Origin of the sequence: Streptomyces sp. NPDC051207 (assembly GCF_040682395.1) — a bacterium.
Taxonomy (GTDB): domain Bacteria; phylum Actinomycetota; class Actinomycetes; order Streptomycetales; family Streptomycetaceae; genus Streptomyces.
The window spans coordinates 147681-173952 of sequence record NZ_JBFBAX010000009.1 but is presented as its reverse complement, the minus strand read 5'-3'; the positions used below and the strand labels follow the sequence as shown (position 1 = coordinate 173952).

The following is a 26272-nucleotide window of genomic DNA, read 5'->3' as shown; positions in this document are numbered from 1 at the left end:
CGCGGGGGTCCGTGCGGCTTCTCCTGCGTAATGCGCCGCTTTGTTCGCAACATCCCCATTGTGTGCTCGTCTCCCCTGCCGCTCGCAAGCCGACGCGGACGGCGGAGCCCGGCGGGCGCGCCGGGCGGGGGCTGCCTAGCGTGACAGCGTGAGTTCACGAACCCCCTCCGACCAGGCCGCCGTCGCCCGTCACGGCTGGGCACGGGCCGTCGCCACCGTGCTGGCGGGCCTGGCCGCCATGGCCGTGGTCGCGGCGCTGGGGCTGTGGGCCGCAGGTGCCACCGGCCTTCCGGGCAACGCCTTCTGGCGGGTCGTCGCGGCGACCCTCGTCACGGCGGTCGGCGGCAGCGTCGAGATGTCGGGGGACGCCGGTGCGCTCGTCGGCAGCGACAGCGGGCTGACCGTGATCCCGCTGACCGTCACGCTGACCGGCGTGCTCGTGATCGCCGCCGGTTTTCTGCGTCCGCTGCGGCACCGCGCGGTCGCGGGCGCCCGCGAGTTGGCGGGCTGGGCCGGGCGGATCGCCGCCCTGTGGCTCCTGGCGCTCCTCGGGCTGGCCCTCGCCGCCCGCCAGACCTTCGAGGTGTCCCTCGGCGAGGGCGACCTGGGCGACATCGGCGAGCTGTTCGGGGTGTCGCCGGAGGTGGGCTTCCGCGCCGACGTGCCGCTGACGCTGCTGTTCGGTCTGCTGTGGCTGGCGGGCGTGCTGGTGCTGGCCGTGCTGGTGGCGCCCGGCGCGCCGCTGCCCGGCCGGTTGCTGCGCTTCGCCGCGGCGGTGCGGCCGGCGGCGTACGCGATGGTCGTGCTGCTGCTGGCGTACGTGGCGCTGGGTGTCCTGGTCGGGCTGATCGTCGCGGCGACGCGGGGGCATGCGGCGGAGACCTTCGCGGTGCTGCTGCTGGGACTGCCGAACCTGGTGTGGCTCGTGCTGACGCTCGGCCTGGGGGCCTCCTGGGAGGGCAGGGTCAAGGGCCCGTTCGGGCTGCCGATGCCGCAGGTGCTGGACGAGGTGCTGCGGGTGCCCGGCGTGGCCACGCTGGACGTCGGCACGCTCGCCGAGCACGACGGCCAGGCGTGGTGGCTGGTGGCCGTCGCGGCGGTGCTGGTCACGGCCGCCGGGTTCCTGATGGCGACGCGTTCCCCGGCCCGCACGCGCGTGTGGCAGCACGCGGTGCACATGGCCGTCGCGCTCGCCCTCACGGTCCTCACGATCTGCCTCGTCGCCCGGATCTCCGCGCACTACGGCCTGTCGGTGCTCGGCATCGGCGACCTGGGCGGCGATCTCGCCGGGGACCTGTTCCTACGGCCCCGGCTGTGGAGGGCCGTCGCACTGGCCCTGCTGTGGGGCCTGGCCGCGGGAGCGCTGGGCGGACTGCTGGCGCGGCCGGTACGGCGCCGGGGCGAGGCGGCACCCGAACCGGAGGGGTGAGCGACACCGGGGTGCGGCCGATCGGAACCGGTGACCGGCGCCGAGGTACGGCCGATCCGGCCCGGTGAGCGGCGCCGGGGTGCGGTCGATCCGGAGAGTGAGCGGCGCCGGGCCCAGGCCGCGACCGGCCCGGAGCAGACACCAGCGCCGAGACAACACCGTAGCCCACCCGGAACACTGACCCGCGCCGAGACGAGACCGCAGACCACCCGGACCAAGACCCGCGCCGAGACGACACCGCAGCCCATCCGCCGCAACGACCGGCGCCGGCGACGCTACGGCCCGAAGCGGAAGACCGGTTCCGCCCAGTGCGGGGGCCGGGCCGGGCGGTCGGTCGCCGCGGCGACCCTCAGGTCGACCTGGGTCGGGGGGTGGTCCGTGACGGCGGCGCCGGTCAGGGCGGTGCGCAGCGCGGCCACGAAGGCCAGGCAGGAGTCGTGGCGGTCGTCGGGCCGCTTGGCGAGGGCCGTGGCGAAGACCGTGTCGACCTGCCGGGCGAGCTCGGGTCGGGCGGCGGTCAGCGGCGGCGGGTCGTCGTACTGGTGGGCCCACAGCAGGGCCATGTCGTCGTCGCGGCGGAACGGCGGATGCCCGGCGAGGGTCTCGTAGACGACGCAGGCGAAGCCGTACACGTCGCAGCGGGCGTCGACCGGGCGGCCGGAGATCTGCTCGGGCGCCACGTAGTCGAGCGTGCCAACGAACTGGCCGACCGTGGTGAACCCGGTCAGCGACAGGGACTTCTTGGTCAGGCCGAAATCGGTGAGGTACACGTGCTCGGGGTGGTCGCTGTCGGTGCCGTGCGACACGAGGATGTTGCCCGGTTTCACGTCCCGGTGGACCAGGCCGTGGGCGTGGGCCGCGTCGAGCGCCGAGGCGACCTGCGCGGCGATGCGCACGGCGGTGGGGGGCGGCAGCGGGCCCTGCCGGTCGAGGAGGTGGCGCAGGTCGCTGCCGGCGACGTAGCGCATGGCGATGTACAGCACGCCGTCCGTCTCGCCCGCCTCGAAGACCGGCACGATGTGCGGGTGGTCGATGGCGGCGGCGACCCGGGACTCGTGGGTGAAGCGGCGCCGGAAGGTGTCGTTGCGGGCGAGTTCCGGCGCGAGCAGCTTGAGGGCGACCGTGCGGTCCAGCCTGAGGTCCCGGGCGCGGTAGACGACGGCCATGCCGCCGCGGCCGATCTCGTCCTCGATGCGGTACGCCGCGATCTCCCGGCCGACGAGTTCGGAGGGCCGGCCAGAGGAGGCGCGGGTGCCGTCGGGCATCAGCGGTCACCGTCGGGCGTCACGACCCGGGTGGGCGCGTGGCCCTGGTCGGCGGCGGCGAGGGACGCGGGGTCCGGGGTCTCGGCGCGGGGTGCCTCGTCGGCGGCGTAGGTGGTGAGGCGGGTGCCGTCGGCGTAGACCCAGCGGCCGTGGTCGCTGTCGTACAGCCATACGGACTCCCCGTCGACGACCGCCCCGATGCGCAGTCCGCGGGTGCGGGCCCGGAAGGTCTCGCCGTCCAGGGCGCCGGCGGAGAGTTCCTCGACGGCGGCGAGGTAGCGGGCCAGGGCCTGTTCGGCGCGGGCGAGCAGCGGGCGCGGGTCGGCGGTGCGGGTGAGCGGGCTGCCGGCGGCGGGCGGGTCCTGCGGCACGGCGATCAGGAAGCGGCCGTCGACCCACGCCGACCAGCCGTTGGAGCACAGAACCTGCGCCCAGTCGCCGCGCCGCTGGAGGAGCTGGACGGGCAGCAGCGGGTCGAGGGGCACGGTGGGCCGGGCCGGGTCGGGTTCGTCCCAGGCGGCCAGGCCGTCCTGCGGGACGACGTGCGTGGGCCGGAAGCCGGGGGTCGTCATGGGCGCCTACTTCCGCATCACGGCGGGTTCGTGCCGCCGCAGCAGCCGGGAGACGAGGAAGGCGAGGACGGCCGACAGCACGAGGAGCATGCCCACGTTGAGCAGCCACATCCCGGCGGAGTGCCGGAACAGTGGGTCGGCGGTCAGTTCGCCGGGCACGATCCGCGCCAGTTCCACGGTGCCGGCCATCGCGCCGAGCGCCCACCGCGACGGCACCAGCCAGGACAGCTGTTCCAGCCCCGGCACGCCGTCCAGTTTCAGCAGGGCGCCGCAGAACACGACCTGCACGATGGCGAGGAGCACGAGCAGCGGCATCGTGACCTCCTCCTTGCGCACCAGCGCGGACACCAGCAGGCCGAGCATCATCGCGGTGAACGCGAGCAGCGCGACGGCGAGGGTGATCTCCATGAGCGGTGGCAGCAGCACGCCCTTGCCGCCGGGCGCGCTGAGGTCGACGCCCAGCAGGGCGACGAGGGTGAGCACCACGGCCTGCAGGACGGTGATCGTGCCGAGGACGACGACCTTGGACATCAGGTACGCGGATCTGGACAGGCCGACGGCTCTCTCCCGCTGGTAGATCACGCGTTCCTTGACGAGTTCCCGTACGGCGTTGGCCGCGCCCGTGAGCACGCCGCCGACGCAGAGGATCAGCAGCGCGTTCATCGCCGTCTCCTGCGTCAGCTTCGCGCCGGCCAGGGCGCGGGCCATGGCGCCCATCACGAAGGGCAGCGCGATCATGATGGCGAGGAAGGTGCGGTCGGCGCTGAGCGCGGCGGTGTACCGGCGGACCAGGGTGCGGAGCTGGGCGGCGCGGTTGCGCGGCCGGGGCGGCGGGGTGATGACGACGGGTCCGGAGCGGGGCAGCGAGGGCTGCGCCGAGGCGTCGGCGACGTACCGGCGGTGCTCGGGGGCGTGGCGGAAGTCGCCCGCCCAGTCGCGGGCGGTGTCCCGCTCGAAGGCCTCGAAGGCCTCCGGCCACTGCGCGAAGCCGAAGAAGTGCAGCGCCTCCTCGGGAGGGCCGTAGTAGGCGACCTTGCCGCCGGGTGCGAGCACCAGGAGCCGGTCGCACACGTCGAGGCTGAGAACGCTGTGCGTCACGACGATGACGGTGCGGCCGTCGTCGGCGAGGCCGCGCAGCATGTGCATCACCGAGCGGTCCATGCCGGGGTCGAGGCCGGAGGTCGGCTCGTCCAGGAACAGCAGCGACGGCTTGGTGAGCAGTTCCAGGGCGACGCTGACCCGCTTGCGCTGCCCGCCGGACAGGCTGTGCACGGGCTGCGCGGCGCGCTGCTCCAGGCCCAGTTCGCGGATCACCTCGTCCACCCGGGCGCGGCGCTCGGCCTTGGCGGTGTCCTGCGGGAAGCGCAGTTCGGCGGCGTAGGTGAGGGCGGCGCGGACGGTGAGCTGGGCGTGCAGGATGTCGTCCTGCGGGACGAGTCCGATGCGCTGGCGCAGCTCGGCGTAGTCGCGGTAGAGGTCGCGGCCGTCGTAGACGACGGTGCCGTGGTCGGCGGGCCGCTGGCCGGTGAGGGCGCCGAGCAGGGTGGACTTGCCCGCGCCGCTCGGGCCGACCACGGCGAGCAGGCACTTCTCCCCCACCGGGAAGGACACGTGGTCGAGCAGGGTCTTGCGGCCGCGGTCCACGGCGACGGTGAGGTCCTGCACGTCGAGGGAGACTTCGCCGGTGTCGACGTACTCCTGGAGGGTGTCGCCGACCAGGCAGAACGCCGAGTGGCCGATGCCGACGATGTCGCCGGGGCCGATGGGGGCGGCGGTGACGGGCCGGCCGTTGAGGTAGGTGCCGTTGTGGCTGCCGAGGTCGGCGATCTCGTACGTGCCGTCCGGCAGGGCGCGCAGTTCGGCGTGGCGGCGGGAGACGACCAGGTCGTCCACGACGAGGTCGTTGTCGGGGGCGCGGCCGATGCGGACGGTGCGGGTGGGCAGCGGCCGTACGGTGGTGGGCTGCCGGTAGGTTCCGGTGCCCGCCGGGTTCGCCACGGCGGAGGGGCGTTCCGGCGGTGGCCGGGTCCGGCCGAGGAGGACGGCGCGGGGGCCGTCGGAGGGGCTGCCGAAGCGGATGACGCTGCCGGGGCCGACGTCCCCGGTGTCCACGCGGCGGCCGTCGGCGTAGGTGCCGTTGGTGCTGTGCTCGTCCTGGATGGTCCAGTGGCCGTCCGCGGGGCGCAGTACCGCGTGGTGCCAGGAGACCCGGGCGTCGTCGATGACGATGTCGCTCAGCGGGTCGCGTCCGACGTGGTAGTCACGGCCCGGGGTCATCACCGTGGAGCCCGTTTCGGTCTCCAGGACGAGTTCGGGCGGGGTCGGCGCGGATGGCCGCTGTGCCATGACTGGATTCTACCGATTCGTCCAGACGTGCGCCTGATCTGCGGGTGGCGGCTCACGCAACGGGCACCACCAGCGCGGGAAGGGTGCGCTGCATGCGCAGGGCGTCGACGGACTCGGCGAGCAGCTCGTACTCGGTGGTTTCGTCGCCGGTGGCGATGCGTACCAGCCGTCCGGCGGCCAACTCCTCGGCTATCAGCTGCTGTTGATCGACGTCACCGCACCATGCGCGGAGCACGGCGGGCACGTCGGGCACCGTGGCGGCGACCGGGACGAGGGCGCCCGGCGGTAAGTGCTCGGCGTCGGGCCGCGGGTCGAGGCGGTCGGCGATCCAGCAGGCCCGGTCCCGCAGCCACCACAGGGCGAGGGCCAGGGTGGGCGCGCGGTAGGTACCCAGAGGGACACCGATGCGCCTGCCGTCGCAGACGCCGTACGCGGTGACGTGGCACAGGAATTCGTCGTGCACGTACCCTCCCCCTCGCAGCGCTCACCTGCCGGTCGGTTCTGGTGTCCGTGCGGCCTGCGTGCTGCGCGTTCTCGTGCCGTGGGCTCGTGTGCGGTGCGTGAGGACGCTGTCGCGCGGCGTGAAGCGCTCCCGCAGTTGAGTATGTTCACTGCTGAATCACTGTCACCATGGCTTTTTGGCCAGTCTCCTGGCATATTCACCGCCCGAACTGGCCGGAATCCGGCGGCGCACGGAACACCCACTCGTACGCCCCCGAACGCGCCGGAGGCGCCCCCGTGCGGCGGGGCGCTCAGGGCCCGGCCGCCCTGTCCGGGGCGATCGGCAAAGGGCGGCTCCGTCGCCGTACGCCTGGAGGAGCGGCTCGGTCATGAGCCGCTCCTCCAGCACGCGCGAAACCGGTGCCCCGGCCGGTCCGGGACGGGCGCGTCTACGCCGCCCGCACCACCTCGTCGATGCGGGCGATCTCCTCCGCGTCGAACTCCAGGTTCCGGATCGCCGCGACGCTGTCCTCCAGCTGCCGCGGGCTGCTCGCACCGACCAGGGCGGAGGTCACCCGGCCGCCGCGCAGCACCCAGGCCAGCGCCATCTGCGCCAGGGACTGACCGCGGGTCTTCGCCAGGTCGTTGAGGGTGCGCAGCCGGTCCACCAGTTCCCCGGTGACGGCGTCGGAGTTCAGGAAGGGGCTGTCGCTCGCGGCGCGGGAGTCCTCGGGAATCCCGTCGAGGTAGCGGCCGGTGAGCAGGCCCTGCTCCAGCGGCGAGTAGGCGATCGAGCCGACCCGGAGTTCGTCCAGCGCGTCGAGCAGGCCCTCGTCCTCGGGGCGCCGGTCGAGCATCGAGTAGCGCGGCTGGTGGATGAGGAGCGGGGTGCCCAGCTCGCCGAGGATGCGGGCGGCCTCGCGGGTCTGCTCGGCGGAGTAGTTCGAGACGCCGACGTAGAGGGCCTTGCCCTGCTGTACCGCGGAGTGCAGGGCGCCCATCGTCTCCTCCAGGGGAGTCTCCGGGTCGGGCCGGTGGGAGTAGAAGATGTCCACGTAGTCCAGGCCCATGCGCGTCAGGCTCTGGTCGAGGGACGACAGCAGGTACTTGCGCGAGCCCCATTCGCCGTACGGGCCCGGCCACATCAGGTAACCGGCCTTGGTGGAGATCACCAGCTCGTCCCGGTAGGACGCGAAGTCGTCGCGCAGGGCCTCGCCGAAGGCGGACTCGGCCGCGCCGGGCGGCGGACCGTAGTTGTTGGCCAGGTCGAAGTGGGTGACGCCCAGGTCGAAGGCGCGGCGCAGGATGGCGCGCTGGGTTTCGACCGGCCGGTCCGGACCGAAGTTGTGCCACAGGCCGAGCGAGAGCGCGGGGAGCTTGAGGCCGCTGCGTCCGGTGCGCCGGTAGGGCATGTCCGCGTAGCGGTCGGGGTGTGCGGTGTACAACGCGACTCCAGTGGGGTTGGCACGGGGTGCCGGGGCTTGACGGAAACCGGGTCCCACTCTCGCGCGGCCCGCGGGCAGTGGTCCAACAGAAGAATCCGATGGGATTCAGCGGTTACGCTTCTCAATCATGGAACTGCGCCATCTCCAGCACTTCGTGGCGGTCGCCGAGGACCAGCACTTCACCCGCGCGGCGGAACGGCTGCTGGTCTCCCAGTCCGGCCTGTCGGCGTCCATCCGTGCCCTGGAGCGTGAGCTGCAGACGCCGCTGTTCGTGCGGACGACCCGCCGGGTCACCCTGACGGAGGCCGGGCGGGCCCTGCTGGGCGAGGCGCAGCGCATCCTCGCACAGGTGCGGGCGGCGCACGAGGCGGTCGCCGCGGTGCAGGGCGTGCTGCGCGGCACGCTGTCCCTGGGCACCGAGCAGTGCATCGCCGGGGTCGACGTGGCGGGGCTGCTGGCCGCGTTCCGGCGCCGCCACCCGGACGTGGAGATCCGGCTGCGGCAGGCGGGCTCGGGCGAGCTGGCAGAAGAGGTCGCGGCCGGGCGTCTGGACCTGGCCTTCGCCTACCGGACCCAGGCGGACACCGACCAGCTGCGCTCCGCCTCGCTGGCCGGTGAGCCGATGACCGTGCTGTGCCACCCCGGTCACCGGCTGGCGGCCGGCGGGGCGGCGCTGACCCCGCACGACCTCGCCGACGAGGTCTTCGTCGACTTCCACCCCGACTGGGGGCCGCGCCGCGTCACCGACACCGCGTTCGCCGCGGCCGGTGTGCGCCGGACGGTGGCGCTGGAGGTGAACGACGTGCACGGCCTGCTCGACCTGATCGGCGAGGGCCTCGGCGTCGCCGTCGTGCCCCGGCACTTCCGCCACAAGCGGGCCTCCCTCGCCTCGCTGCCGCTGAAGGGCACCGGTGAGGCCGCCTACGAGACGATCGCGTTGCTGCCGCCGCCGCAGGCCACCAGCCCGGCGGCCCGCGCGCTGATGGCGCTGCTGGAAACGGCAAGCGCGTGAGGCCCCCCTGAGCGATGGTGGACGGTATGCACGCGAAGGACATCCTCATCGAGGCCTACGGCCGCATCCGGGAAGAGGTCCACGCCGTCGCCGCGGACCTCGGCCCCGACGACCTCAACGCCCGTCCCGCCGACGACACGAACTCGATCGCCTGGCTCGTCTGGCACCTCACCCGCGTCCAGGACGACCACATCGCCGACGCCTTCGGACTCGGCCAGGTGTGGCTGACCCGGGGCTGGGCCGAGCGGTTCGGGCTCGGCCTGCCCCGCCACGACACCGGCTACGGGCACAGCGCCGCGAAGGTCGCCAAGGTGCGGGTCGACTCCGGTGAGCTGCTGACCGGGTACTACGACGCCGTGCACGAGCAGACCCTCGGAGCCCTGCGCGAGCTGACCGCGAAAGACCTGGAGCGGGTCGTGGACGAGCGCTGGGACCCGCCGGTCACCCTCGGGGTCCGGCTGGTCAGCGTCCTGTCCGACGATCTCCAGCACGCCGGACAGGCCGCCTATGTCCGAGGGCTCCTTCAGAGCACGTCGGCGTAGCCCGGCAGGACCACGTCCTCGATGAGGGCGTTGCGCTCGTCGAACGGGACGAACGCGCTCTTGAGGGCGTTCACCGTGACCGTGCGCAGATCCTCGGCCGTCCAGCCCGCCTGCTCGACCAGCAGGGACATCTCGCGGGTCATCGTCGTACCGGACACCAGCCGGTTGTCGGTGTTGACGGTGACGCGGAAGCCGAGGTCCTTGAGCGCCGTGACGGGGTGCTCGGCGATCGACGTGGCCGCGCCGGTCTGGAGGTTGGACGTGGGGCACATCTCCAGCGCGATCCGGCGGTCGCGGACCCAGCCGGCGAGGCGGCCGAGCTTGCCCGCCGCCAGGTCAGGGATGTCCTCGGTGATGCGCACGCCGTGCCCGATGCGCTGGGCGCCGCACACCTGGAGCGCCTGGTGGATGCTGGGCAGGCCGTGGGCCTCCCCGGCGTGGATGGTGAACGGCACGTTCTCGCGGCGCAGGTACGTGAAGGCGTCGAGGTGGTCGGCGGGCGGGAAGCCGTCCTCGGCGCCGGCGATGTCGAAGCCGACGACCCCGGCGTCCCGGAAGGCGACGGCCAGTTCGGCGGTCTCGCGGGTGCGGCCGAACATCCGCATGCCGCACAGCAGGGTGCCGACCCGCACGGGCGTCCCGGCCGCCGCCGCCTTCGCCATGCCCGCCGCGAGGCCCTCCTGCACGGTCTCGACGACCTCGGGCAGGGTCAGCCCGCCTTTGAGCATCAGCTCGGGGGCGTAGCGCACCTCCCCGTAGACGACGCCGTCGGCGGCCAGGTCGAGGACGTACTCCTCGGCGGTGCGCAGCAGGCCCTCGCGGGTCTGCAGGACGGCGAGGGTGTGCTCGAAGGTGGCGATGTAGCGGACCAGGTCGCCGGAGTTCGCGGCCTCGACGTACCAGGCGGCCAGTTCGTCGGGGTCGGTGGTGGGGAGGGTGTGGCCGACCTCCTGTGCGAGTTCCACGACGGTGGCGGGGCGCAGGCCGCCGTCGAGGTGGTCGTGCAGGACCGCCTTGGGCAGGCGGCGGAGGACATCGGCGTCTATGCGCGTAGATTTCATGAGCGGTGTTTCCTCGGTGCGGGGCGTTCGGGTGGAGCGGCCGGCGGGGTCACCCGGCGGGCTGGAGCAGGTCCCAACGGTTGCCGTACAGGTCCTGGAAGACGGCGACCGTGCCGTACGGCTCGTGGCGCGGCTCCTCCAGGAAGGTCACGCCGGCGGCGAGCATGCGGGCGTGGTCGCGGGCGAAGTCGTCGGTGTGCAGGAAGAAGCCGACGCGTCCCCCGGTCTGGTCGCCGACCCGGGCGCGCTGCGACCCGCCCCTGGCGCGGGCGAGCAGCAGGTCGGTGCCGGGTCCGTCGGCACCGGCCCGCACGACGACCCAGCGCGAGCCGTCCGGGCGCGGGGTGTCCTCGACGAGCCGGAACCCGAGGGCCCCGGTGTAGAAGCCGATCGCCTCGTCGTAGTCGCCGACGACGAGGGTGACCAGGGCGATGCGTCTCATGCGGACCCTCCGGGCGGTGCGATTGACGGGTGAGGTTATACGTAAAACCTCACCCGCGCCAGTCAGTGGCACCGCGCGCGCCCGCGGACGGCCGTCGGGCAAGCGGAAGGCGGCGTCCCTGCGGGGTGCGCGGGGACGCCGCCTGCGTGGCGTGGCGGTGGTTCAGCAGTACAGGTTGCCGCCCGGGGACACCCCGAGGATCTGCGTGAACCGCTGGTAGGTGCTCACGCGGCTCTGCACCTGCGCCGGGTTCTTGCCGTCGCACTCCAGTGAGCCGTTGATGGAGCGGATGGTCTGGCCGAAGCCGGCACCGTTGACCATGGCGTTGTGAGGCGTCATGGTGCCGGGCCCGGTCTGGGTGTTCCAGTACCACAGAGCGGTCTTCCAGGCGACGGCCGCGTCCCGCTCCACCAGCCAGGGGTTGCGCAGCAGGTCGATGCCGAGCGCGTCGCCCGCGGCCTTGTAGTTGAAGTTCCAGCTGAGCTGGATCGGGCCGCGCCCGTAGTAGGCCGCCTGACCGGCCGGGCAGCCGTAGGGCCGGCTCCAGTCGCAGTAGTGCGGGTAGTTGGTCTGGTTCTGCTCGACCACGTGCACCAGACCGCCGGTCTCGTGGCTGACGTTGGCGAGGAAGGCCGCGGCCTCCTGCTTCTTGGTGGTGTCGCTGCCGGTGTTCGCGAAGCCGGGGTAGGCGCTGAGCGCGGCCTTGAGACCGCTGTAGGTGTAGAAGGAATTCCGGTTCGGGAACATCTGGTGGAACTGGGCCTCGGTCACCACGAAGGTGCCGACCGGCGTCCCGGAACCGCTGTCGCAGGCGTACGGCTCCCAGTACCAGGTGCTGATGGTCGGGTCGTAGCCCGGGTTGGCGTGCTCGGCGATGTACGCCTTGCCGTCGGTGTAGCGCACGATGTCACCGGCGTTGTACGACCTGCCGGCCACCCAGCTCGGGTAGCTCGAACAGGCCGCGGCGGCGGCGGGGGTGGCCGGCAGGAGCACCGGCGCGGCGCTCGAGATGATCAGCGCGGCCAGGACGGCGGAGGTGCGGCGCCTCGACACAGGGTCAACTCCTTCGCGGAGCGGGGCCGTCCGGCACGGGGCAGCCCGCGGCGCGGCCCGGTGAGGGCTCGCGCCGGCGGGCCGCCTCGGCGTGGGGGGCGGCCGGGTGGGGGGTGTGGAGCCACACTCAACCGCTTTGGTCTGTACCAGTCAAGGGTGTAGACCAGTCACCGTGCCAACGGCCGTGCTCGCGCGTCCTGTTACGGCGCCCACGGCAGGCTTGCCGCCTTCGGCGTTCAGCGTGCGAGGGCGCGGCGGCGGCGTTCGAGCCAGGCGCGTTCGGCCGGGTTCTCGGTGAGTTCGGCGGCCCTCGCGCAGGCCCGTACGGCCTCGGTGTCGCGGCCCAGGCGGTGCAGCAGGTCGGCGCGGACCGCGTGGAAGACGTGGTACCCGGCGAGGTCGAGGCCGTCGACGAGGTCGAGGGCCTGGCGCGGGCCCCGGGTCTCGGCCACGGCGACCGCGCGGTTCAGGGCCACGACCGGGCTCGGCGCCACGGTCATGAGGTGGTCGTACAGCTGGAGGATCTGCCCCCAGTCGGTGGCGTCGGCGGCCGGGGCGTCGCTGTGGACGGCCTGGATGGCGGCCTGGATCTGGTACGGCCCCGGTCTGCCCCGGCGCAGGCAGCGGCGGACGAGTGCCTGCCCCTCCGCGATCAGGTCCCGGTCCCAGCGGGCGCGGTCCTGCTCGGGCAGCGGCACCAGCTCGCCGCGCTCGTCCTGCCGTGCCGCGCGGCGCGACTCCACGAGCAGCATCAGCGCCAGCAGGCCGGTGACCTCGGGCTCGTCCGGCATCAGCTCGGCGAGAACGCGGCCGAGCCGTACGGCTTCGGCGCACAGGCCGGGCGTACCGGCGTACCCCTCGTTGAAGATCAGGTAGACGACGGCCAGGACGCCCCGGAGCCGGTCGGGGAGGTCGGCGTCCCGGGGCACGCGGTACGGGATGCCCGCGTCGCGGATCTTGGCCTTGGCGCGGACGAGGCGCTGGGCCATCGTCGGTTCGGGCACCAGGAAGGCCCGGGCGATCTGCGCCGTGGTGAGCCCGCCGGGCAGGCGCAGAGTGAGGGCGACCCGCGCCTGGGGTGCGAGCGCGGGGTGGCAGCAGGTGAAGATGAGGCGGAGCCGTTCGTCGCGCACGGGGCCCTCCTCGGTCGGCGCGTCGGGGGCGTGCAGCAGGGCGGCCTCGGCGTGGCGGGCCTCGCGGGAGGACTCGCGGCGCAGCCGGTCGATGGCGCGGTTGCGGGCGGTGGTGATGATCCAGCCGGCCGGGCTGGGCGGCACGCCGGTCTCCGGCCAGCGCCGCACGGCCGCGGTGAAGGCGTCCTGGACCGCTTCCTCGGCGAGGTCGATGTCGCCGAGGAAGCGGACGAGGACGGAGACCGCGCGGCCGTACTCCGCGCGGAAGACCGCCTCGACGTCGGTGCCCATCAGTCCTCGGCGTCGCCGATGAAGGGCCGCACCTCGATCGGCAGGGTGGTGGCGAGGGCCGCCCTGCGACCCCATTCCAGGGCGGCGTCCAGGTCGGGCGCCTTGACGACGCAGATGCCGCCGAGCTGCTCCTTGCCCTCGGCGTACGGGCCGTCGGTGATCAGCACGTCGCCGTCCCGGGGGCGCAGCACGGTGGAGGCGTCCGGGCTGTGCAGGCCGCCGGCGAAGACCCAGGCGCCGGCCTCGCGCAGTTCGCGGTGGAAGGCGTCGAGGTTCTTGTTGATCTCGGCCAGCACCTCCGGGGCGGGCAGTTGGTCCCAGCCGGGCTGCATCACGTTCAGCAGGTAGTACTTCATGGCGGTCATGACGGCCTCCTCACCATCGGGGTGTCGTATCACCTCCTACACGAACGGCGCGGGCCGGGATCGACACCGTGCGACGCGACACCGGAAAAAATTCTCGCGAGGATCTCGCGCAGGAATCCGCACGGCCTCCGGAGCCCGCACCACCCTCCTCCTCCGTCACTCACGCGCCTTCCAGCCACTACCCGAAATTTGGGCATAAGCGCACAATTGAGATATGCGGCGCACACCGCGCCGAACGTGGTCAGGCGTGCTAGTCGAAGGAGACGAGTCATGGCCAATGTCTCGCCCACCAGAGGTGACATCACCGGTCACCCCGATGCCTCCGAAATGCGGGAACGGTACGCCCGTATGCTCGGCGGTCGCGATGTGGCGCTCGTGGACGGACCGGTGTTCCTGCTCGGTCTGTACTGCGCCGCGTCCCCGTGGATCCTCCACTACACGACGAGCCAGCCCGCGCTCGTGACCCACAACCTGATCATGGGCGTCGCGATCGGCCTGCTGGCCCTCGGGTTCACCCGCGCACCGGAACGGATGTACGGCCTGAGCTGGGCGTTCTGCGCCATGGGCGTGTGGATGATCGTCTCGCCGTGGATCGTCGGCGAGAACCCGGACGCGGGCGTGGTGTGGAACAACGTCATCATCGGCGCCCTGGCCGTGATCCTCGGCCTGGTGTGCGCCGCCACGGCGGCCAAGAGCACGCCGAAGCCCTAGGAGGTGACGGAAACCGGTCGCACGGACAGGCCGGTCCGCGTCGCGCGGACCGGCCTCCGCGCGTCCGGGAGCGGCCTCAGCCGCTCGGCACCGACCAGGGCTCCTGGCAGCGGGCTGCCGGTCCCCAGCAGCGACTTGAGGTGGGACAGCACCGCCGCCCAGCCCGGCGCCGCGTCGGCGCGGTCGCGCTCGTCGGCGAGGTTCTCGTGGGTGACGGTCAGGCGGGCGATGGAGCCGTGCGGCTGGATGTCAGCCAAGCCGCGACGGCCACGGGGACCAGCGACGCCGCCAGAACCCACCGCCATGGCCCACGGCCGCCCCTCACGGCCACGGCTCCACCTCCACCACCGCGTCCACCGGAATCGGCCCGTACACATGCGGATACTCCTCGGCCCCGGGCTCGGGCGCCTCGTACCTGACCGGCACCTCCAGCCGCGCGGGATCCACGACGAGCACCACCAGTTCGTCGGGACCCTCGTAGGAGCCGTACAGGAACGCGGCCACGGGCGGGAGTTGAGCGCGCGTCGAGCAGTGGATGAAGCCCTCCTGCGCAAGGGTGCGGCCGCGCGTCGACACCCGGTACTCGCCGCGCTCGCGGGCCGCGTCCCACAAGGAACGCTCGGTGATGTGGAGTATGTGCGTGTGTTCGGGCATGCGGCCCACGCTACGGCCTCACCGCTGCCTGCCTGATCAATTGCACGCGGACCAGGCGCTGTTGGCGGCCCCGTGCCGGCGGACGCGTCCGGCCCGGTGAGCGGCGGGGCCACGGCCCGCAGGCGGGGCGGGGCTACGGCGTGTACACGTACGGCGTCGTCGTGGTCAGCGGGACGAAGCCCAAGCCCTGGAGGATCGGCCGCGACCGGGCCGACGCGTCGACCTGGAGATAACGGTAACCGCGCCGGACGGCGGCGCGGGCGCGGTGGGCCACCAGGGCGCGGTAGATGCCGAGCCCGCGCCAGGCCCGTACGGTGCCGCCGCCCCACAGACCGGCGAACGACGTGCCGGGCACCAGTTCCATGCGGGCGGCGCCCACCGGCACCTCGCCGGCCAGTGCCACGACGGCGACCACGGTGTCCGGGTCGGACGCCAGCCGGGCGAGCAGCCGCTCACGCAGCCACGTACTGTCCGCGCCGAACGCCTCCCGGTGCGCCTCGGCCACCAGGCCGACACCCGCCGCGTCGGTGACGGGCAGCACGCGGACGCCCTCGGGCAGCACCGGATCGAGGTCCAGCCGCGCGGCCTCCGCGACCATCAGGGTCTCCTCGGGCCCGGGGACGAATCCGGCCCCGGCCAGCCGTCGTCCGAGGTCGGCCGGGCGGTCGTGGCCGTACACCTTCCACTCGAACTCGCGGCCGAGGCGGGTGAAGTGGGCGATCTCCCCGGCGATCGCCGCCTCCGCACCGTCCTCGTCCAGGCGGGACCACAGCACGCCGTTCCAGCCGTGCGCGGGAGCGGTCTGGCGCACCACGTCCCCGGACCGCTCCACGTGGGCGTCGGGGCCGTCGGGCCGGGCCTCCTCGCGCAGGTCGCGGTCGACGAGGGCGAGGAAGGCGGTGTGATCCATGCGCCCAGTGCAGCAGGAGCACGCGGTGCGCGGCAACCGGCATTCGGCGGTGGCGGCGACGCCCTGCGCGGTGGCAGACGTAGAGTCCCGGTGATCATCGAGGGACGAGGAGGTCCGGGCCCATGGCCGTGAAGAACACCGAACTGCCCTACCTGCGCCGCTGCGTGGAGCTGGCTGCCGAGGCGCTGGAGGCCGGGGACGAACCGTTCGGGTCGGTGCTGGTCGGCGCCGACGGCACGGTGCTCGCCGAGGACCACAACCGGGTGGCCTCCGGGGACCGCACCCGGCACCCCGAGTTCGAGCTCGCTCGCTGGTCGGCCGCGCATCTGACGCCCGGGCAGCGGGCGGCGGCGACGGTCTACACCTCCGGTGAGCACTGCCCGATGTGCGCGGCGGCACACGCCTGGGTGGGGCTCGGCCGCATCGTGTACATCGCCTCGTCCGCGCAACTGGGCGCCTGGCTCGCCGAATGGGACGTGCCCCCGCCCCCGGTGCGGACACTGCCCGTCAACGACGTGGCACCCGGCGTGGCCGTGGTCGGCCCGGTGCCCGGACTCACCGACGAGGTACGGGAACTGCACCGCCGCTTCCACCACGGACGCGGCTGACGGAGGCGGACGGCAGCGCCGGCCGCCGAGAGACGGCGGGCGCTGCCCCGTGCCTGCGATCGAGGAGGAAGAGGATCGCGCGGACCACGCGGATCACGTGGCGGACCGCCCGGCCTCCCGTTTCCCCCCAGCGGCCCGCACCGGCCGGTACGGCTGCCGGTGGTCGGCGCGACGACGCGGCAGCGGGCAACCCCGCGGCCCGCCCGTCCGCACGGCGCGCAGCCTAAGGCATCCCGGGCCGTCCCGCTCGTCCGGAGGCGGGCCTTCCGGGTGCCGCTTATGGTGATCGAGGGCGCCGCACTCCCGGTCCCTCGGGGCGCCCTTGGAGGCATCCATGCTGGCCAAGCTGTCGACGCGGCCCTCGACCCGGCGCCGCGCGGTCACCGGGGCGGTCGGCCTGGCGCTGCTGGGCGCGGGGCTGCCGGCCGCGGTGGCTCAGGACGCCGGGCCCGGCCTGTCCCGGTTCTACCGCCAGACGGTGAAGTGGGCGGCCTGCGAGGGCCAGGACGCTCCGAAGGACCTGCAGTGCGGGAAGGTCACCGTCCCGCTGGACTACAGCAGGCCGGAGGGCGGCACGCTCGACCTGGCCGTGGCACGCTACCGGGCGACCGGGAAGCCGCACGGCTCGGTGGTGCTCAACTTCGGCGGCCCGGGCGGTGCGGGCGTCAGCGAACTCGCGCTCGGCGGCGAGGACTTCATGGAGCTGACGGACCGCTACCACGTGGTGTCCTTCGACCCGCGCGGCGTCGGCCGGTCCTCCCCCGTCAGCTGCGGCGAGGGTTTCGAGGACCTCGCGGAGGCGACCGACGGGGACGGCGACGTCAACGACCCGCACCCCGAACTGGCCCAGCTGCGCAAGGCCGCCGAGGAGTGCGAGAAGAACTCGGGGCCGGTCCTGCCGCACATCGGCACGGTCAACACCTCCCGGGACCTGGACGTGATCCGCGCGGCGCTCGGCGACGACAAGCTCACCTACCTGGGCTTCTCGTACGGGACGCGGCTCGGCGCGGTGTACGCGGCCCAGTTCCCGGACAAGGTGGGCCGACTGGCGCTGGACGGCGTGGACACGCTGACGGAGCCGCTGACCGAGCAGGCGCGGGTGCGCGCGCTGGGCCAGCAGACCGCGCTGGAGAACTTCCTCGACTGGTGCGTGAAGGGCATCGCCTGCCCGTTCGGCCAGGACGCGCGCGACGCCCGCGAGCAGGTCGTGCAGCTCATCGATTCGCTCGACGAGGACCCGGTGCCGACGGGCTTCGGCGCCCCGTTCTCCGGCCAGGACCTGGTGGGCGCCATCGGCCAGGGGCTCTACGGCAAGGACAGGTGGCCCTTGCTGGAGCGGGCCCTCGCCCAGCTGGTCGAGGACGGCGACACACGCGGCGTCGAGGCCTTCACCTCGGGCGGCTTCGCGATCCCCCAGCGGGCCGGTACGGACCGCCGGGACAAGGAGGAGGGCGGCCACGGCAAGCGGCGCGGCCGGGAGTGGAGCAGCAGGGACAGCAGGAACAGCGGGACGCACCGCGGTCTCGTGGACGAGGAGGACGTCCCGCTCGACAACCTGCCGGCGGCGCTGATGGCGATCAACTGCGCGGACGATCCCGACCGCCCGGCCCCCGGCAGGGTCGCGGAGAACCTGCGCCGGCTGCGCGGCCGGTACGAGCAGGCGTCGCCCGTGTTCGGCCGCTACCGGCTCGCGCAGGTGCTGATGTGCCACGGCCGTCCGAAGGGCACCGACTACATCCGCCGGCAGGTCAAGGACGTCGACACGCCGAAGATGCTGCTGGTCGGCACCCGCGGCGACCCGGCCACGCCGTACCGCTGGACCGAGCAGACGGCGAAGCGGCTCGGCCCGTCGGCCGTCGTGCTGGACAACAAGGGCGAGGGCCACACCGGTTACGCGTCCTCCAAGTGCGTGCACGGCAAGATCGACGCGTTCCTGCTGTACGGCACCCTGCCGCCGCACGGCAGCTCCTGCGGCCCGGACGAGGACGACGACTGAGACGACGGGCGGCGAGCAGCGAGCGGCGGGTGACAGGAGGCGGGCGACCAGCGGCGCACCCGGGCCTTGACGACCATGAAACCCTGATCGTCGCGCAGGCCGATGCCCGGTCCGCGCGACGGACCGGGAGAGGAGTCGACGGAGCATGGCCGAGCTGCTGGGTGTGGCGGTCCTGGGCGCGGGGCACATGGGCGCCGACCACATACGACGTCTCGACCGGGTGGTGAGCGGGGCGAGGGTCGCCGCCGTGGCCGACCCGGACGACGCGCGCGCCCGGGACGCCGTGGTCGGCATCGGCGGCGTCTCGGTGCACACGGACACCGAGGCCGCGCTCGACGCGCCGGGCGTCGACGCCGTACTGATCGCCTCGCCGGGCCCCGCGCACGAGGAGGCGCTGCTGGCCGCGTTCGCCCGGGGACTGCCGGTGCTGTGCGAGAAGCCGATGACGTCCGACTCGGCGGGCGCGCTGCGCGTGATGGAGGCGGAGGCGCGGCTGGGCAGGCGGCTGGCGCGGATCGGGTTCATGCGGCGGCACGACGCCGAGTACCGGGATCTCAAGGCGCTGCTGGACAGCGGGCGCCTGGGTCGGCCGCTGATGCTGCACTGCGTCCACCGCAACGTCTCGTCCCCGCCCGGTTTCACCAGTGACATGCTGATCAGCAGCTCCGTCTCGCACGAGATCGACGCGGCCCGCTGGCTGCTCGGGCAGGAGCTGACCGCGGTGACGGTGCTGCGCCCGGCCTCCTCCTCGGGCGCGCCCTCCGGCCTGCTGGACCCGCAGTTCGTGCTGTTCGAGACCGCGGACGGCGCCCTGGTCGACGTGGAGGTGTTCGTCAACTGCGGCTTCGGCTACCAGGTGCGCTGCGAGGCCGTGTGCGAGCGGGGCAGCGCGCGGATCGGCGAGGAGCGGGCGATGACGGTCACGGCCGGGGGCGGTGCCCGCGCGGAGGTGCCGCAGGACTACCTCGTCCGGTTCGCGGACGCCTACGACCGCCAGGTGCAGTCCTGGGTGGACTCCGTCCGGCGATCCACGGTCACCGGCCCGAGCGCCTGGGACGGCTACGCGGCGGCCGTGGTCGCCGAGGCGGGGGTCGAGTCCCTGGAGACCGGCGCCCGCGTCCCCGTCGACCTCGCCCCGCGACCGGAGCTGTACGCATGACTCTCCGTGACTCCCACTCCGATGGGAACACACGCTCACCGAACACCTGAGCCGGCACGGGTTGTCCTTTCGAGGTCCCACGCCAAGTGCCGTACCTTCCGCACGACTTGGGGCCCCGTCGACATACGGCGAGCGCGTTCCCGTGCTGCTCTGCGAAGACGGTGGCATATGCCAGAAGCATCAGCGTGCCGGGTCTCGCCGATTCCCTCACAGGGCGTCGCGGGCTGTGCGACAGTCGTAGCGCTCCCTCCGTCCGCCCCGGTCGTACCGTCCCCCCATCGGAGTCCGTCATGCCGCCCCATCAGCCCGCCATCCGTTCGGCCGCCCAGCCGCCGGGGCGCGGTCCGGTGGACGCGCTGATATCGCAGACGCGGCGGCTCAAGGGCGACGTGGACGCCGTACGGCGCGGCACGCCGGCCGACGGATCGGACCCGCGGTGCCGGTGGCGGCGCGCGCTGTGCGATCTGGCGATGTATCAACTGGACGACCTCGGCGAGCACTTGGCGCAGCTGCGGGACGGCCCGCTGCCGGTCCCCACCCGCCTCGGGGCGCCGTCGCCCGGCTCGCTGCTCAGCCGGGTCGGCAGCGCCGAATGGGACTTGCGCACGGACGAGGCCCGCTGGTCCGCCGAGCTGTACGACATCCTGGGCCGGGACCCCGCCGCTCCCCCGCTCACCCTGGACGAACTGCCCTGCGTGATGCACGGCGCCGACCGGCCGAAGCTGACGGCGATGGTCACCGACTGCCTGGTCGACGCCCGGCCCGTCGACGGGGAGTTCCGCGTGGTGCGCCCGGACGGCGACGTGCGGACCGTGCACATGATGGGCGAGCCCGTGCTGGCCGCCGACGGCAGCACCGTCTCCATGTGGGCCGTGCTGCGGGACGTCAGCGAACTGCGCCGCCGCCGACGGGCGGTGAGCGAGACCCGTGACTCGCTCCCGCCCCGGGGGATTCGCGCAGACACCGGACACGGGCCCGCGGTCGAGCCGCGGGAAGCGGTGCCTGCGCGGCACGGCTCCCCGCGGCTCCCGCACCCCGCCACGCCGGGCCTCGACCTGGCGGCCCACCAGCTGCCGGCGACCACGAGCGGACTCGCCGGCGGCGACTGGTGCGACACGCTCGGCCTGCCCGACGGCGAGACCCTGCTCGGCGCCGGCGACCTGGCCGGCCACGGCGCCGCCGTCACCCCGGGCGTGACGATGCTGCTGGGCGCCCTGCGCGGCCTGGCGATGGCCGGCACCCGGCCCGGCCGGCTGCTGGAGCTGGCCGAGGAGTTACTGCGGGCCTCCGCGCAGCCCGGCCTGACCGGCGCGGTGTGCTGCCGCTACCAGCCGCGGACCCGCACCCTGGTGTGGGCGCGCGCGGGACGCGCCGCCCCGCTGCTGTTCCGCGCCGGGACGGGACGTGCCCTGGCGGCACCCGGCCACGCGGAGGCCGAAGAGGCCCTCCAAGCGGGCGACCTGCTGCTCCTGCGCACCGACGGGCTGCTGCCGCCGGGCGGCACGACACCGGCCGTGGACCGTCTCCTCGCGCTCGCCCCCTGTCTGGCCCGGGCCGGGAGCGCCCAGGACTGCGTGCGCGTGGTCGCGCGGGAGCTGGGCGGCACCGACCGCGACACCAGCGGCTGCCTGCTCGTCGCCAGGGTCACGGCATGACACCGCCTACGCACGGGCGTTGCCGGACCTGCCCTTCTGCTTGGGCAGCGCCAGCTTGATCTCCTCCCGCAGCTGCTGGATGTTCGGGTAGCCGGAGTACTGGGCGGTGAGCCGGTACATCTCCCGCAGCCGGTCCCAGGTGCGGCGCGACGAGTTCGAGCCCATCGACATCAGGGCCAGCCGCGCGTAGCGGTCCGCCTGTTCGGGGTCGTCCGCGATGAAGCAGGCCGACGCCATCGACAGATGGTCGAAGATCTTCGACCGCTCACGCCCGTCGTTGCGCAGCGACAGGGCCTTCCGCGCGTAGTACTGGGCGTGTGCCGCCGCGCCCGGCTCGAACTCCGCCAGGGTGCGGTAGGCCAGGGCCTGCATGCCGTACAGGTCCTCGTCCTTGAAGGTCAGCATCCAGTCCGGCGTTTCGGTGTCCGCCTTGTCGGAGACGAAGAGGTCCTCCGCCTGCCCGAGGGTTCGGCGCATCGCCTGGCCCTTGCCCATCGACGCCTGCGCCCAGGCCTCGATGGTGTGGAACATCGCCCGGGTGCGGGGCAGCACGCGCTCCCCGGAACCGGCCTGCGCGAGCTTCATCAGGTCCAGCGCGTCGTCGGGCCGGCCCAGGTGCACCATCTGGCGGGCCGCCCGCGACAGCGCCTCCCCGGCGCGCGGCCGGTCGCCGCCCTCCCGGGCCGCGTGGGCGGCAATGAGGAAGTACTTCTGCGCCGTGGGCTCCAGGCCGACGTCGTGCGACATCCAGCCCGCGAGGACGGCGAGGTTGGCGGCGACGCCCCACAGGCGCCGCTGGAGATGGGGTGGGTGACGGTAGGCGAGCATGCCGCCCACCTCGTTGAGCTGCCCCACGACGGCCTTGCGCTGGAGCCCGCCGCCGCGGGCGGCGTCCCAGGCCCGGAACACCTCGACCGAACGCTCCAGTTCCTCGATCTCCTGCGACCCGATGGGGGCGGCCTCGTAACGGTCGAACCCGGCGGGGTCGGCGCGCAGGGCATGATCGAGTCCGGGAGCGTCGGCGGCCAGCGCCGGGTCGGTGTGCAGCCAGTCGTGCATGGCACTGCTGAGTGCGGATCCCGCGGCGAGCGCGGCACCCGCGCCCACCAAACCGCGTCGGTTGAGCATGAGGTCCATTCCCGTGAATTCGGTGAGGACCGCGGCGGTCCGCTCGGGCGCCCACGGCACTCCGTCGGGGCGTTCCACGCTCCCGCCGCCCTGCCGTTTCCCCGTACGCCCGTGCCGGACCAGACCGAGGTCCTCCATGGTCACGACACGGCCGAGACGCTCGGTGAACAGGGCAGCCAGCACCCGCGGCACCGGATCGCGCGGGATCTCTCCCATGTCGATCCACCGCCGCACCCGTGAGGTGTCGGTCGCCAGCTGGGGGTGGCCCATGGCCGCCGCCTGCCGGTTGACCAGCCTCGCGAGTTCGCCCTTGGACCAGCCGGCCAGGCCGAACAGGTCCGCGAGCCGGGTGTTGGGTTGTCCGCTCACGTCAAGCCCCCAGGTTCTCGGCTGAGTTGACAGTAGCCCCGGCAGACATGCCGGGCGACTATTCGCCACGGTTCGCCAGGGTGCGCCAGATGGTGTGCCAGTGGCCCCCGGGTGTCAGGTAGGAATGCGCCACCCCGACCCGGTCACCGCCGGGCATTCCCCAGGGTGCATCCGTGGGGCCGGGACGGGACGGCGTGTACGCAAGGCAGGCACAGCAGGCACACGAAGGGATCTGTATCGCCCATGTACGCAGCATCGTCCTCCGTGTCCGCCCCGCCCCGGTCGCTGCACGCCCGTCCGGCGGGGAGCGGCCCCTACCTGGCCCCCGCGCGAACGGCGGCACCCGGCCTCGGGACGGGCAGGACACGACGCCCCTCGGGGCCCGGCGGCCAGCCGCTCAGCGGGAAACTCGATCTGTCCGGCCCGGTGGGCGCCCAGTTGCGTACGGCGATCGCGTCGGTGCACCGGATCTGCCCGGAGTTCGCCCCGGTGCAGGTGCTCCGCCGCAGCGGCCGGGCCGTGCTCCTGGTCGGAACGACCGGACGCAGCACGGCCGTCGCCAAGTGTTTACTGGACCACTCCCCCGCGTGGGCCGAACGCATCCGGCACGAAATAGCTGCTTACCGCTCGTTCGTCCGGCACCGCCCGCCTGTGCGGGCGCCCCGGCTGATCGCGGCGGACCCGGACAACTGCACCCTCGTCATCGAGCGGATGCCGGGACGGACGGTGGCACTGCAGCGCCACCCGGTCGAGGCGCCGCCGCGTGCGGACATCAGGGCGGCGCTCGGCGCGATCTGCCGGCTCAACGCCTGGCGCCCGCCGGCGGGCATGTTCGACGCGCCGCTGGACTACGCGGCCCGGATCTCCCGGTACCACGAGCTGGGGCTGCTCACCGACCGGGACCTCGGTGACCTGCAGAAGCTGCTCCATGGCATCGCGCACTCGGCGGGCCGTCAGGGCATGGGGCAGTTCTGCCACGGCGACGCACTGCTCTCCAACGTCCTGCTCTCGCCCGCCGGCCCGGTGCTCGTCGACTGGGAGCACGCGGGCTGGTACCTGCCGGGCTACGACCTGGCGACGCTGTGGTCTGTCCTCGGGGACGCGCCCGTGGCGCGGCGCCAGATCAGCCAGATCGCGCAGTCGGCGGGACCGGCGTCGCGCGACGCGTTCCTGGTGAACCTGATGCTGGTGCTGACCCGTGAGATCCGCACGTACGAGACGGCCGTGCAGCGTTCCATGCAGGACCCGGCCCCGACGGCACCGGGTACGGCCCACCCGGGCGCCCTGCCGTCCGGTGAGGAGCAGCGGCTGCTGCTGCGGCGGCTGCACGACGACGTCCAGATGGCCCGGCGGGCCGTGCGGGCGGCGGTCGGAACCCGCTGACCGGAGCCCAGGGCCCGCGGCATGTCCGGACAGGACGTGCCGCGGGTCTTTGTTGTGCGCCGGTCCCACCGTTGGGCACAGCCTCGACCGCGCAGCCACTGGTGTACTCCACTGACGCCCCGCAGGCCCGGCACGGGTCGGCGCGAAACTCCCGCGCGTGGCGCCTGACATGGGAAAATCCCTGCCTCTGGGCATGATTGACGGATCGTCGGCCAGCCGGTACCACTGACGCAGCCCGGCCCCGCAGGGCTGTCCCGCCCGTCTGTCCCAGGAGGCTGCTTTGCGAGGATTCGCCACCGAACCGAACCGGGCGGCCGGGCGCAGACGCACCCGTGGTGCCGCGGGCGCCGTCGCCACGGCGGCGCTGCTGCTGCCGCTGCTCGGCGCCGCGCCGTCCGGCGACGAGCCGTCCGCGCAGGGGCTGCAGCAGGCGTTCGCCTCCGCCGCGGCGGAGTACCGGGTGCCGCAGAGCGTGCTGCTGGGCGTCTCCTACCTCCAGTCCCGCTGGGACACGCACGCCGGCGCCCCGAGCGTGACCGGCGGCTACGGCCCCATGCACCTCACCGACGCCCGGACCGCGCTCGCTTCGGCCCCGCACCACAGCGAGGGCACCGAGGACCCGCGCGGCGACAGCGCCCGCCCGCCGCTGCACCCCGAGGCGGCGCTGCCGGACACCGCGGACCTCCCGGCCCGGCTGCGCACCCTGCCGGAGGCGGCCGAACTGACAGGGCTCGGCGCCGAGCGGCTGCGCAGCGACCCGGCGGCCAACGTCGCGGGCGGTGCCGCGCTGCTGGCCGCCGCCCAGAAGGAGCTGGGCGAACCGCTCAGCGACGACCCGGCGGACTGGTACGGGGCGGTGGCCCGCTTCTCGGGCGCCGACGACACCGCGACGGCGTCGGCGTACGCGAACGACGTCTTCGAGCTGATCCGGGCGGGCGGGGAACGCACCACCGACTCCGGTCAGCGCGTCGCCCTGGCCGCCCGTCCGGGCCTGGAGCCCGACACGGGGCAGCTCGCGCGCACCGGCCTGCGCCGGTCCTCCAACGCCGGGACCGAGTGCCCGGCGTCGGTGTCCTGCGAGTGGATCCCGGCGCCGTACGAGCAGTTCGGGGACGGCGACTACGGCAACCACGACCTGGCGAACCGGCCCGCGTCCCCGTCCATCGACTACATCGTCGTGCACGACACGGAGGGCGCCTGGGAGGGCGTGCTCAAGATGGTGCAGGACCCCACCTATGTGTCCTGGCACTACTCGCTGCGCTCCACGGACGGGCACATCGCCCAGCACGTGAAGGCGAAGGACGTGGCCTGGCACGCGGGCAACTGGTTCGTCAACGCCAAGTCGATCGGCCTGGAGCACGAGGGTTTCCTGGCGAACCCGGACTCCTGGTACACGGAGGCGATGTACCGCTCGTCGGCCCGCCTGGTGAAGTACCTCGCGGTGAAGTACGACGTGCCGCTGGACCGCCAGCACATCCTCGGCCACGACAACGTGCCGGGGCCGACCGCCTCCACGGTGGCGGGCATGCACACCGACCCCGGACCGTACTGGGACTGGGCGCACTACTTCCAGCTGCTCGGCCGCCCGTTCCAGCCGTCGGCGGGGCCCAACGGCGGGCTGGTGACGATCCGCCCGGACTACGCCGCGAACCGGCCGGTGTTCACGGGCTGCGCCACCGCGGGCCGGCCGTGCGCGACGCACGGCTCCAGCGCGGTGCGGCTGTACTCCGACCACGACGAGAACTCCGCGCTGATCACGGACATCGGCCGGGGCAGGACCCCGACCAAGGGCGTGAACGACATCTCCTCGCGGGTGTCGACCGGTCAGCAGTACGCGGTAGCCGACCGCTGGGGCGACTGGACGGCGATCTGGTACCTGGGCCAGAAGGCCTGGTTCCGCAACCCGCCGAAGGAGCCCACGGCGGTGCCCGCGAAGGGCCTGGTCGTGACGCCGAAGGAGGGCCTGGAGAGCGTACCGGTGTACGGGCGCGCGTACCCGGAGAAGGAGGCCTATCCGGCGGGGGTGCCGGCGCAGTCGGTGTCGCCGCTGCAGTACAGGCTGCCGGCGGGGCAGAAGTACGTCGTGGGCGACAGGGTGCCCGGCCAGTACTACTACGCGGTGGCCTTCGACGCGGCGTCCCACCAGGTCGTCACCGGCACGGACCTGTACTACGAGATCCAGTTCGGCCACCGGGTGGCCTTCGTCCGGGCGGCGGACGTCCAGCTGCTGCCGTCCGCGGGCTAGCCGCACCGACCGCGGGCCGGAACCCTCTCGGGGGTCCCGGCCCGGGGTGTGCCGTCC

Annotated in this window: 24 protein-coding genes; 10 read left to right on the top strand and 14 right to left on the bottom strand. The window is 73.5% G+C overall.

The annotated features are described in order from the left end of the window. The first annotated feature begins 148 nt into the window (after positions 1 to 148). Complete coding sequence (locus tag AB0M97_RS12195) at positions 149 to 1429, top strand: streptophobe family protein (protein ID WP_365960709.1); 1281 nt, start codon at positions 149 to 151, stop codon at positions 1427 to 1429. Between the two features lie 275 nt (positions 1430 to 1704). Here the strand turns inward: AB0M97_RS12195 and AB0M97_RS12190 are convergent, their stop codons facing one another. The 5 genes from AB0M97_RS12190 to mgrA all read right to left on the bottom strand — a co-directional run bounded on the left by AB0M97_RS12190 (position 1705) and on the right by mgrA (position 7498). After that, positions 1705 to 2694, bottom strand: a complete 990-nt coding sequence (locus AB0M97_RS12190; RefSeq protein ID WP_365960708.1) for a serine/threonine-protein kinase — start codon at positions 2692 to 2694, stop codon at positions 1705 to 1707. After that, positions 2694 to 3266 carry a hypothetical protein gene (locus tag AB0M97_RS12185; protein WP_365960706.1) on the bottom strand — a complete coding sequence of 191 codons (573 nt, stop codon included), beginning with the start codon at positions 3264 to 3266 and terminating at the stop codon, positions 2694 to 2696. The genes AB0M97_RS12190 and AB0M97_RS12185 overlap by 1 nt, the downstream gene beginning before the upstream one ends. A 6-nt stretch (positions 3267 to 3272) precedes the next feature. After that, positions 3273 to 5612: an FHA domain-containing protein gene (locus AB0M97_RS12180; protein WP_365960705.1), complete on the bottom strand. Its 2340-nt coding sequence runs from the start codon at positions 5610 to 5612 to the stop codon at positions 3273 to 3275. A 52-nt stretch (positions 5613 to 5664) separates the two neighbouring features. Then, complete coding sequence (locus tag AB0M97_RS12175; RefSeq protein ID WP_365960704.1) at positions 5665 to 6075, bottom strand: hypothetical protein; 411 nt, start codon at positions 6073 to 6075, stop codon at positions 5665 to 5667. 427 nt (positions 6076 to 6502) lie between these two features. Then, positions 6503 to 7498, bottom strand: coding sequence for an L-glyceraldehyde 3-phosphate reductase (mgrA, locus tag AB0M97_RS12170; protein ID WP_365960703.1), 996 nt, complete (start codon positions 7496 to 7498; stop codon positions 6503 to 6505). A gap of 127 nt (positions 7499 to 7625) precedes the next feature. Between mgrA and AB0M97_RS12165 the strand changes: the two genes are divergently transcribed. Further along, positions 7626 to 8510, top strand: a complete 885-nt coding sequence (locus tag AB0M97_RS12165) for a LysR substrate-binding domain-containing protein (RefSeq protein WP_365960702.1) — start codon at positions 7626 to 7628, stop codon at positions 8508 to 8510. Between the two features lie 26 nt (positions 8511 to 8536). After that, on the top strand, positions 8537 to 9052 hold the full coding sequence (locus tag AB0M97_RS12160; RefSeq protein WP_365960701.1) for a DinB family protein: 516 nt from the start codon (positions 8537 to 8539) through the stop codon (positions 9050 to 9052). Here the strand turns inward: AB0M97_RS12160 and AB0M97_RS12155 are convergent. The 5 genes from AB0M97_RS12155 to AB0M97_RS12135 form a co-directional block, all read right to left on the bottom strand. Then, on the bottom strand, positions 9034 to 10113 hold the full coding sequence (locus AB0M97_RS12155) for an adenosine deaminase (protein WP_365960699.1): 1080 nt from the start codon (positions 10111 to 10113) through the stop codon (positions 9034 to 9036). The genes AB0M97_RS12160 and AB0M97_RS12155 overlap by 19 nt on opposite strands. 49 nt (positions 10114 to 10162) lie before the next feature. Further along, positions 10163 to 10555 (bottom strand): VOC family protein, encoded by a 393-nt coding sequence (locus tag AB0M97_RS12150; protein ID WP_365960698.1) that lies wholly within the window; start codon positions 10553 to 10555, stop codon positions 10163 to 10165. Between the two features lie 162 nt (positions 10556 to 10717). Beyond that, positions 10718 to 11608 (bottom strand): glycoside hydrolase family 19 protein, encoded by an 891-nt coding sequence (locus tag AB0M97_RS12145; protein ID WP_365960697.1) that lies wholly within the window; start codon positions 11606 to 11608, stop codon positions 10718 to 10720. A 236-nt stretch (positions 11609 to 11844) separates the two neighbouring features. Continuing rightward, positions 11845 to 13032, bottom strand: coding sequence for an RNA polymerase sigma factor (locus tag AB0M97_RS12140; RefSeq protein WP_365960696.1), 1188 nt, complete (start codon positions 13030 to 13032; stop codon positions 11845 to 11847). Then, positions 13032 to 13388: a YciI family protein gene (locus AB0M97_RS12135; RefSeq protein WP_365960777.1), complete on the bottom strand. Its 357-nt coding sequence runs from the start codon at positions 13386 to 13388 to the stop codon at positions 13032 to 13034. The genes AB0M97_RS12140 and AB0M97_RS12135 overlap by 1 nt, the downstream gene beginning before the upstream one ends. 279 nt (positions 13389 to 13667) lie before the next feature. On the opposite strand from AB0M97_RS12135, the gene AB0M97_RS12130 reads away from it, so the two are divergent. Continuing rightward, complete coding sequence (locus AB0M97_RS12130) at positions 13668 to 14108, top strand: SPW repeat protein (protein ID WP_365960695.1); 441 nt, start codon at positions 13668 to 13670, stop codon at positions 14106 to 14108. Here the strand turns inward: AB0M97_RS12130 and AB0M97_RS12125 are convergent. The 3 genes from AB0M97_RS12125 to AB0M97_RS12115 all read right to left on the bottom strand — a co-directional run bounded on the left by AB0M97_RS12125 (position 14105) and on the right by AB0M97_RS12115 (position 15672). Continuing rightward, positions 14105 to 14365 carry a hypothetical protein gene (locus tag AB0M97_RS12125; protein WP_365960694.1) on the bottom strand — a complete coding sequence of 87 codons (261 nt, stop codon included), beginning with the start codon at positions 14363 to 14365 and terminating at the stop codon, positions 14105 to 14107. The genes AB0M97_RS12130 and AB0M97_RS12125 overlap by 4 nt on opposite strands. Before the next feature lie 64 nt (positions 14366 to 14429). Next, complete coding sequence (locus tag AB0M97_RS12120) at positions 14430 to 14762, bottom strand: DUF952 domain-containing protein (RefSeq protein ID WP_365960693.1); 333 nt, start codon at positions 14760 to 14762, stop codon at positions 14430 to 14432. 133 nt (positions 14763 to 14895) lie between these two features. After that, positions 14896 to 15672 carry a GNAT family N-acetyltransferase gene (locus AB0M97_RS12115; protein WP_365960692.1) on the bottom strand — a complete coding sequence of 259 codons (777 nt, stop codon included), beginning with the start codon at positions 15670 to 15672 and terminating at the stop codon, positions 14896 to 14898. 122 nt (positions 15673 to 15794) lie between these two features. Here AB0M97_RS12115 and AB0M97_RS12110 point away from each other — a divergent pair, with 122 nt between their 5' ends. The 4 genes from AB0M97_RS12110 (at position 15795) to AB0M97_RS12095 (ending at position 21090) form a co-directional block, all read left to right on the top strand. Then, positions 15795 to 16280, top strand: a complete 486-nt coding sequence (locus AB0M97_RS12110) for a nucleoside deaminase (RefSeq protein WP_365960691.1) — start codon at positions 15795 to 15797, stop codon at positions 16278 to 16280. A gap of 334 nt (positions 16281 to 16614) precedes the next feature. Next, positions 16615 to 18276: an alpha/beta hydrolase gene (locus AB0M97_RS12105; RefSeq protein ID WP_365960690.1), complete on the top strand. Its 1662-nt coding sequence runs from the start codon at positions 16615 to 16617 to the stop codon at positions 18274 to 18276. 145 nt (positions 18277 to 18421) lie between these two features. After that, positions 18422 to 19435, top strand: a complete 1014-nt coding sequence (locus tag AB0M97_RS12100; RefSeq protein ID WP_365960689.1) for a Gfo/Idh/MocA family oxidoreductase — start codon at positions 18422 to 18424, stop codon at positions 19433 to 19435. Between the two features lie 290 nt (positions 19436 to 19725). Next, positions 19726 to 21090: a SpoIIE family protein phosphatase gene (locus AB0M97_RS12095; RefSeq protein WP_365960688.1), complete on the top strand. Its 1365-nt coding sequence runs from the start codon at positions 19726 to 19728 to the stop codon at positions 21088 to 21090. A gap of 6 nt (positions 21091 to 21096) precedes the next feature. Here the strand turns inward: AB0M97_RS12095 and AB0M97_RS12090 are convergent, their stop codons facing one another. Continuing rightward, positions 21097 to 22587 (bottom strand): hypothetical protein, encoded by a 1491-nt coding sequence (locus AB0M97_RS12090; protein WP_365960687.1) that lies wholly within the window; start codon positions 22585 to 22587, stop codon positions 21097 to 21099. Positions 22588 to 22830: 243 nt separating this feature from the next. Between AB0M97_RS12090 and AB0M97_RS12085 the strand changes: the two genes are divergently transcribed. Both AB0M97_RS12085 and AB0M97_RS12080 read left to right on the top strand, forming a co-directional pair. After that, entirely contained in the window at positions 22831 to 23970 is a 1140-nt protein-coding gene (locus AB0M97_RS12085) for an aminoglycoside phosphotransferase family protein (RefSeq protein ID WP_365960686.1), read from the top strand. Between the two features lie 280 nt (positions 23971 to 24250). Next, positions 24251 to 26215, top strand: a complete 1965-nt coding sequence (locus tag AB0M97_RS12080; protein WP_365960685.1) for an N-acetylmuramoyl-L-alanine amidase — start codon at positions 24251 to 24253, stop codon at positions 26213 to 26215. Positions 26216 to 26272 lie beyond the last annotated feature (57 nt).

Bases quoted from the DNA above. Each gene is read 5' to 3' on its own strand.
- AB0M97_RS12100 (WP_365960689.1), top strand. From the start codon at position 18,422: ATGGCCGAGCTGCTGGGTGTGGCGGTCCTGGGCGCGGGGCACATGGGC.
- AB0M97_RS12180 (WP_365960705.1), bottom strand. From the start codon at position 5,612: ATGGCACAGCGGCCATCCGCGCCGACCCCGCCCGAACTCGTCCTGGAG.
- AB0M97_RS12160 (WP_365960701.1), top strand. From the start codon at position 8,537: ATGCACGCGAAGGACATCCTCATCGAGGCCTACGGCCGCATCCGGGAA.
- AB0M97_RS12185 (WP_365960706.1), bottom strand. From the start codon at position 3,266: ATGACGACCCCCGGCTTCCGGCCCACGCACGTCGTCCCGCAGGACGGC.
- AB0M97_RS12115 (WP_365960692.1), bottom strand. From the start codon at position 15,672: ATGGATCACACCGCCTTCCTCGCCCTCGTCGACCGCGACCTGCGCGAG.
- AB0M97_RS12110 (WP_365960691.1), top strand. From the start codon at position 15,795: ATGGCCGTGAAGAACACCGAACTGCCCTACCTGCGCCGCTGCGTGGAG.
- AB0M97_RS12135 (WP_365960777.1), bottom strand. From the start codon at position 13,388: ATGAAGTACTACCTGCTGAACGTGATGCAGCCCGGCTGGGACCAACTG.
- AB0M97_RS12095 (WP_365960688.1), top strand. From the start codon at position 19,726: ATGCCGCCCCATCAGCCCGCCATCCGTTCGGCCGCCCAGCCGCCGGGG.
- AB0M97_RS12130 (WP_365960695.1), top strand. From the start codon at position 13,668: ATGGCCAATGTCTCGCCCACCAGAGGTGACATCACCGGTCACCCCGAT.
- AB0M97_RS12105 (WP_365960690.1), top strand. From the start codon at position 16,615: ATGCTGGCCAAGCTGTCGACGCGGCCCTCGACCCGGCGCCGCGCGGTC.
- AB0M97_RS12165 (WP_365960702.1), top strand. From the start codon at position 7,626: ATGGAACTGCGCCATCTCCAGCACTTCGTGGCGGTCGCCGAGGACCAG.
- AB0M97_RS12085 (WP_365960686.1), top strand. From the start codon at position 22,831: ATGTACGCAGCATCGTCCTCCGTGTCCGCCCCGCCCCGGTCGCTGCAC.
- AB0M97_RS12120 (WP_365960693.1), bottom strand. From the start codon at position 14,762: ATGCCCGAACACACGCACATACTCCACATCACCGAGCGTTCCTTGTGG.
- AB0M97_RS12155 (WP_365960699.1), bottom strand. From the start codon at position 10,113: ATGAAATCTACGCGCATAGACGCCGATGTCCTCCGCCGCCTGCCCAAG.
- AB0M97_RS12140 (WP_365960696.1), bottom strand. From the start codon at position 13,032: ATGGGCACCGACGTCGAGGCGGTCTTCCGCGCGGAGTACGGCCGCGCG.
- AB0M97_RS12190 (WP_365960708.1), bottom strand. From the start codon at position 2,694: ATGCCCGACGGCACCCGCGCCTCCTCTGGCCGGCCCTCCGAACTCGTC.
- AB0M97_RS12150 (WP_365960698.1), bottom strand. From the start codon at position 10,555: ATGAGACGCATCGCCCTGGTCACCCTCGTCGTCGGCGACTACGACGAG.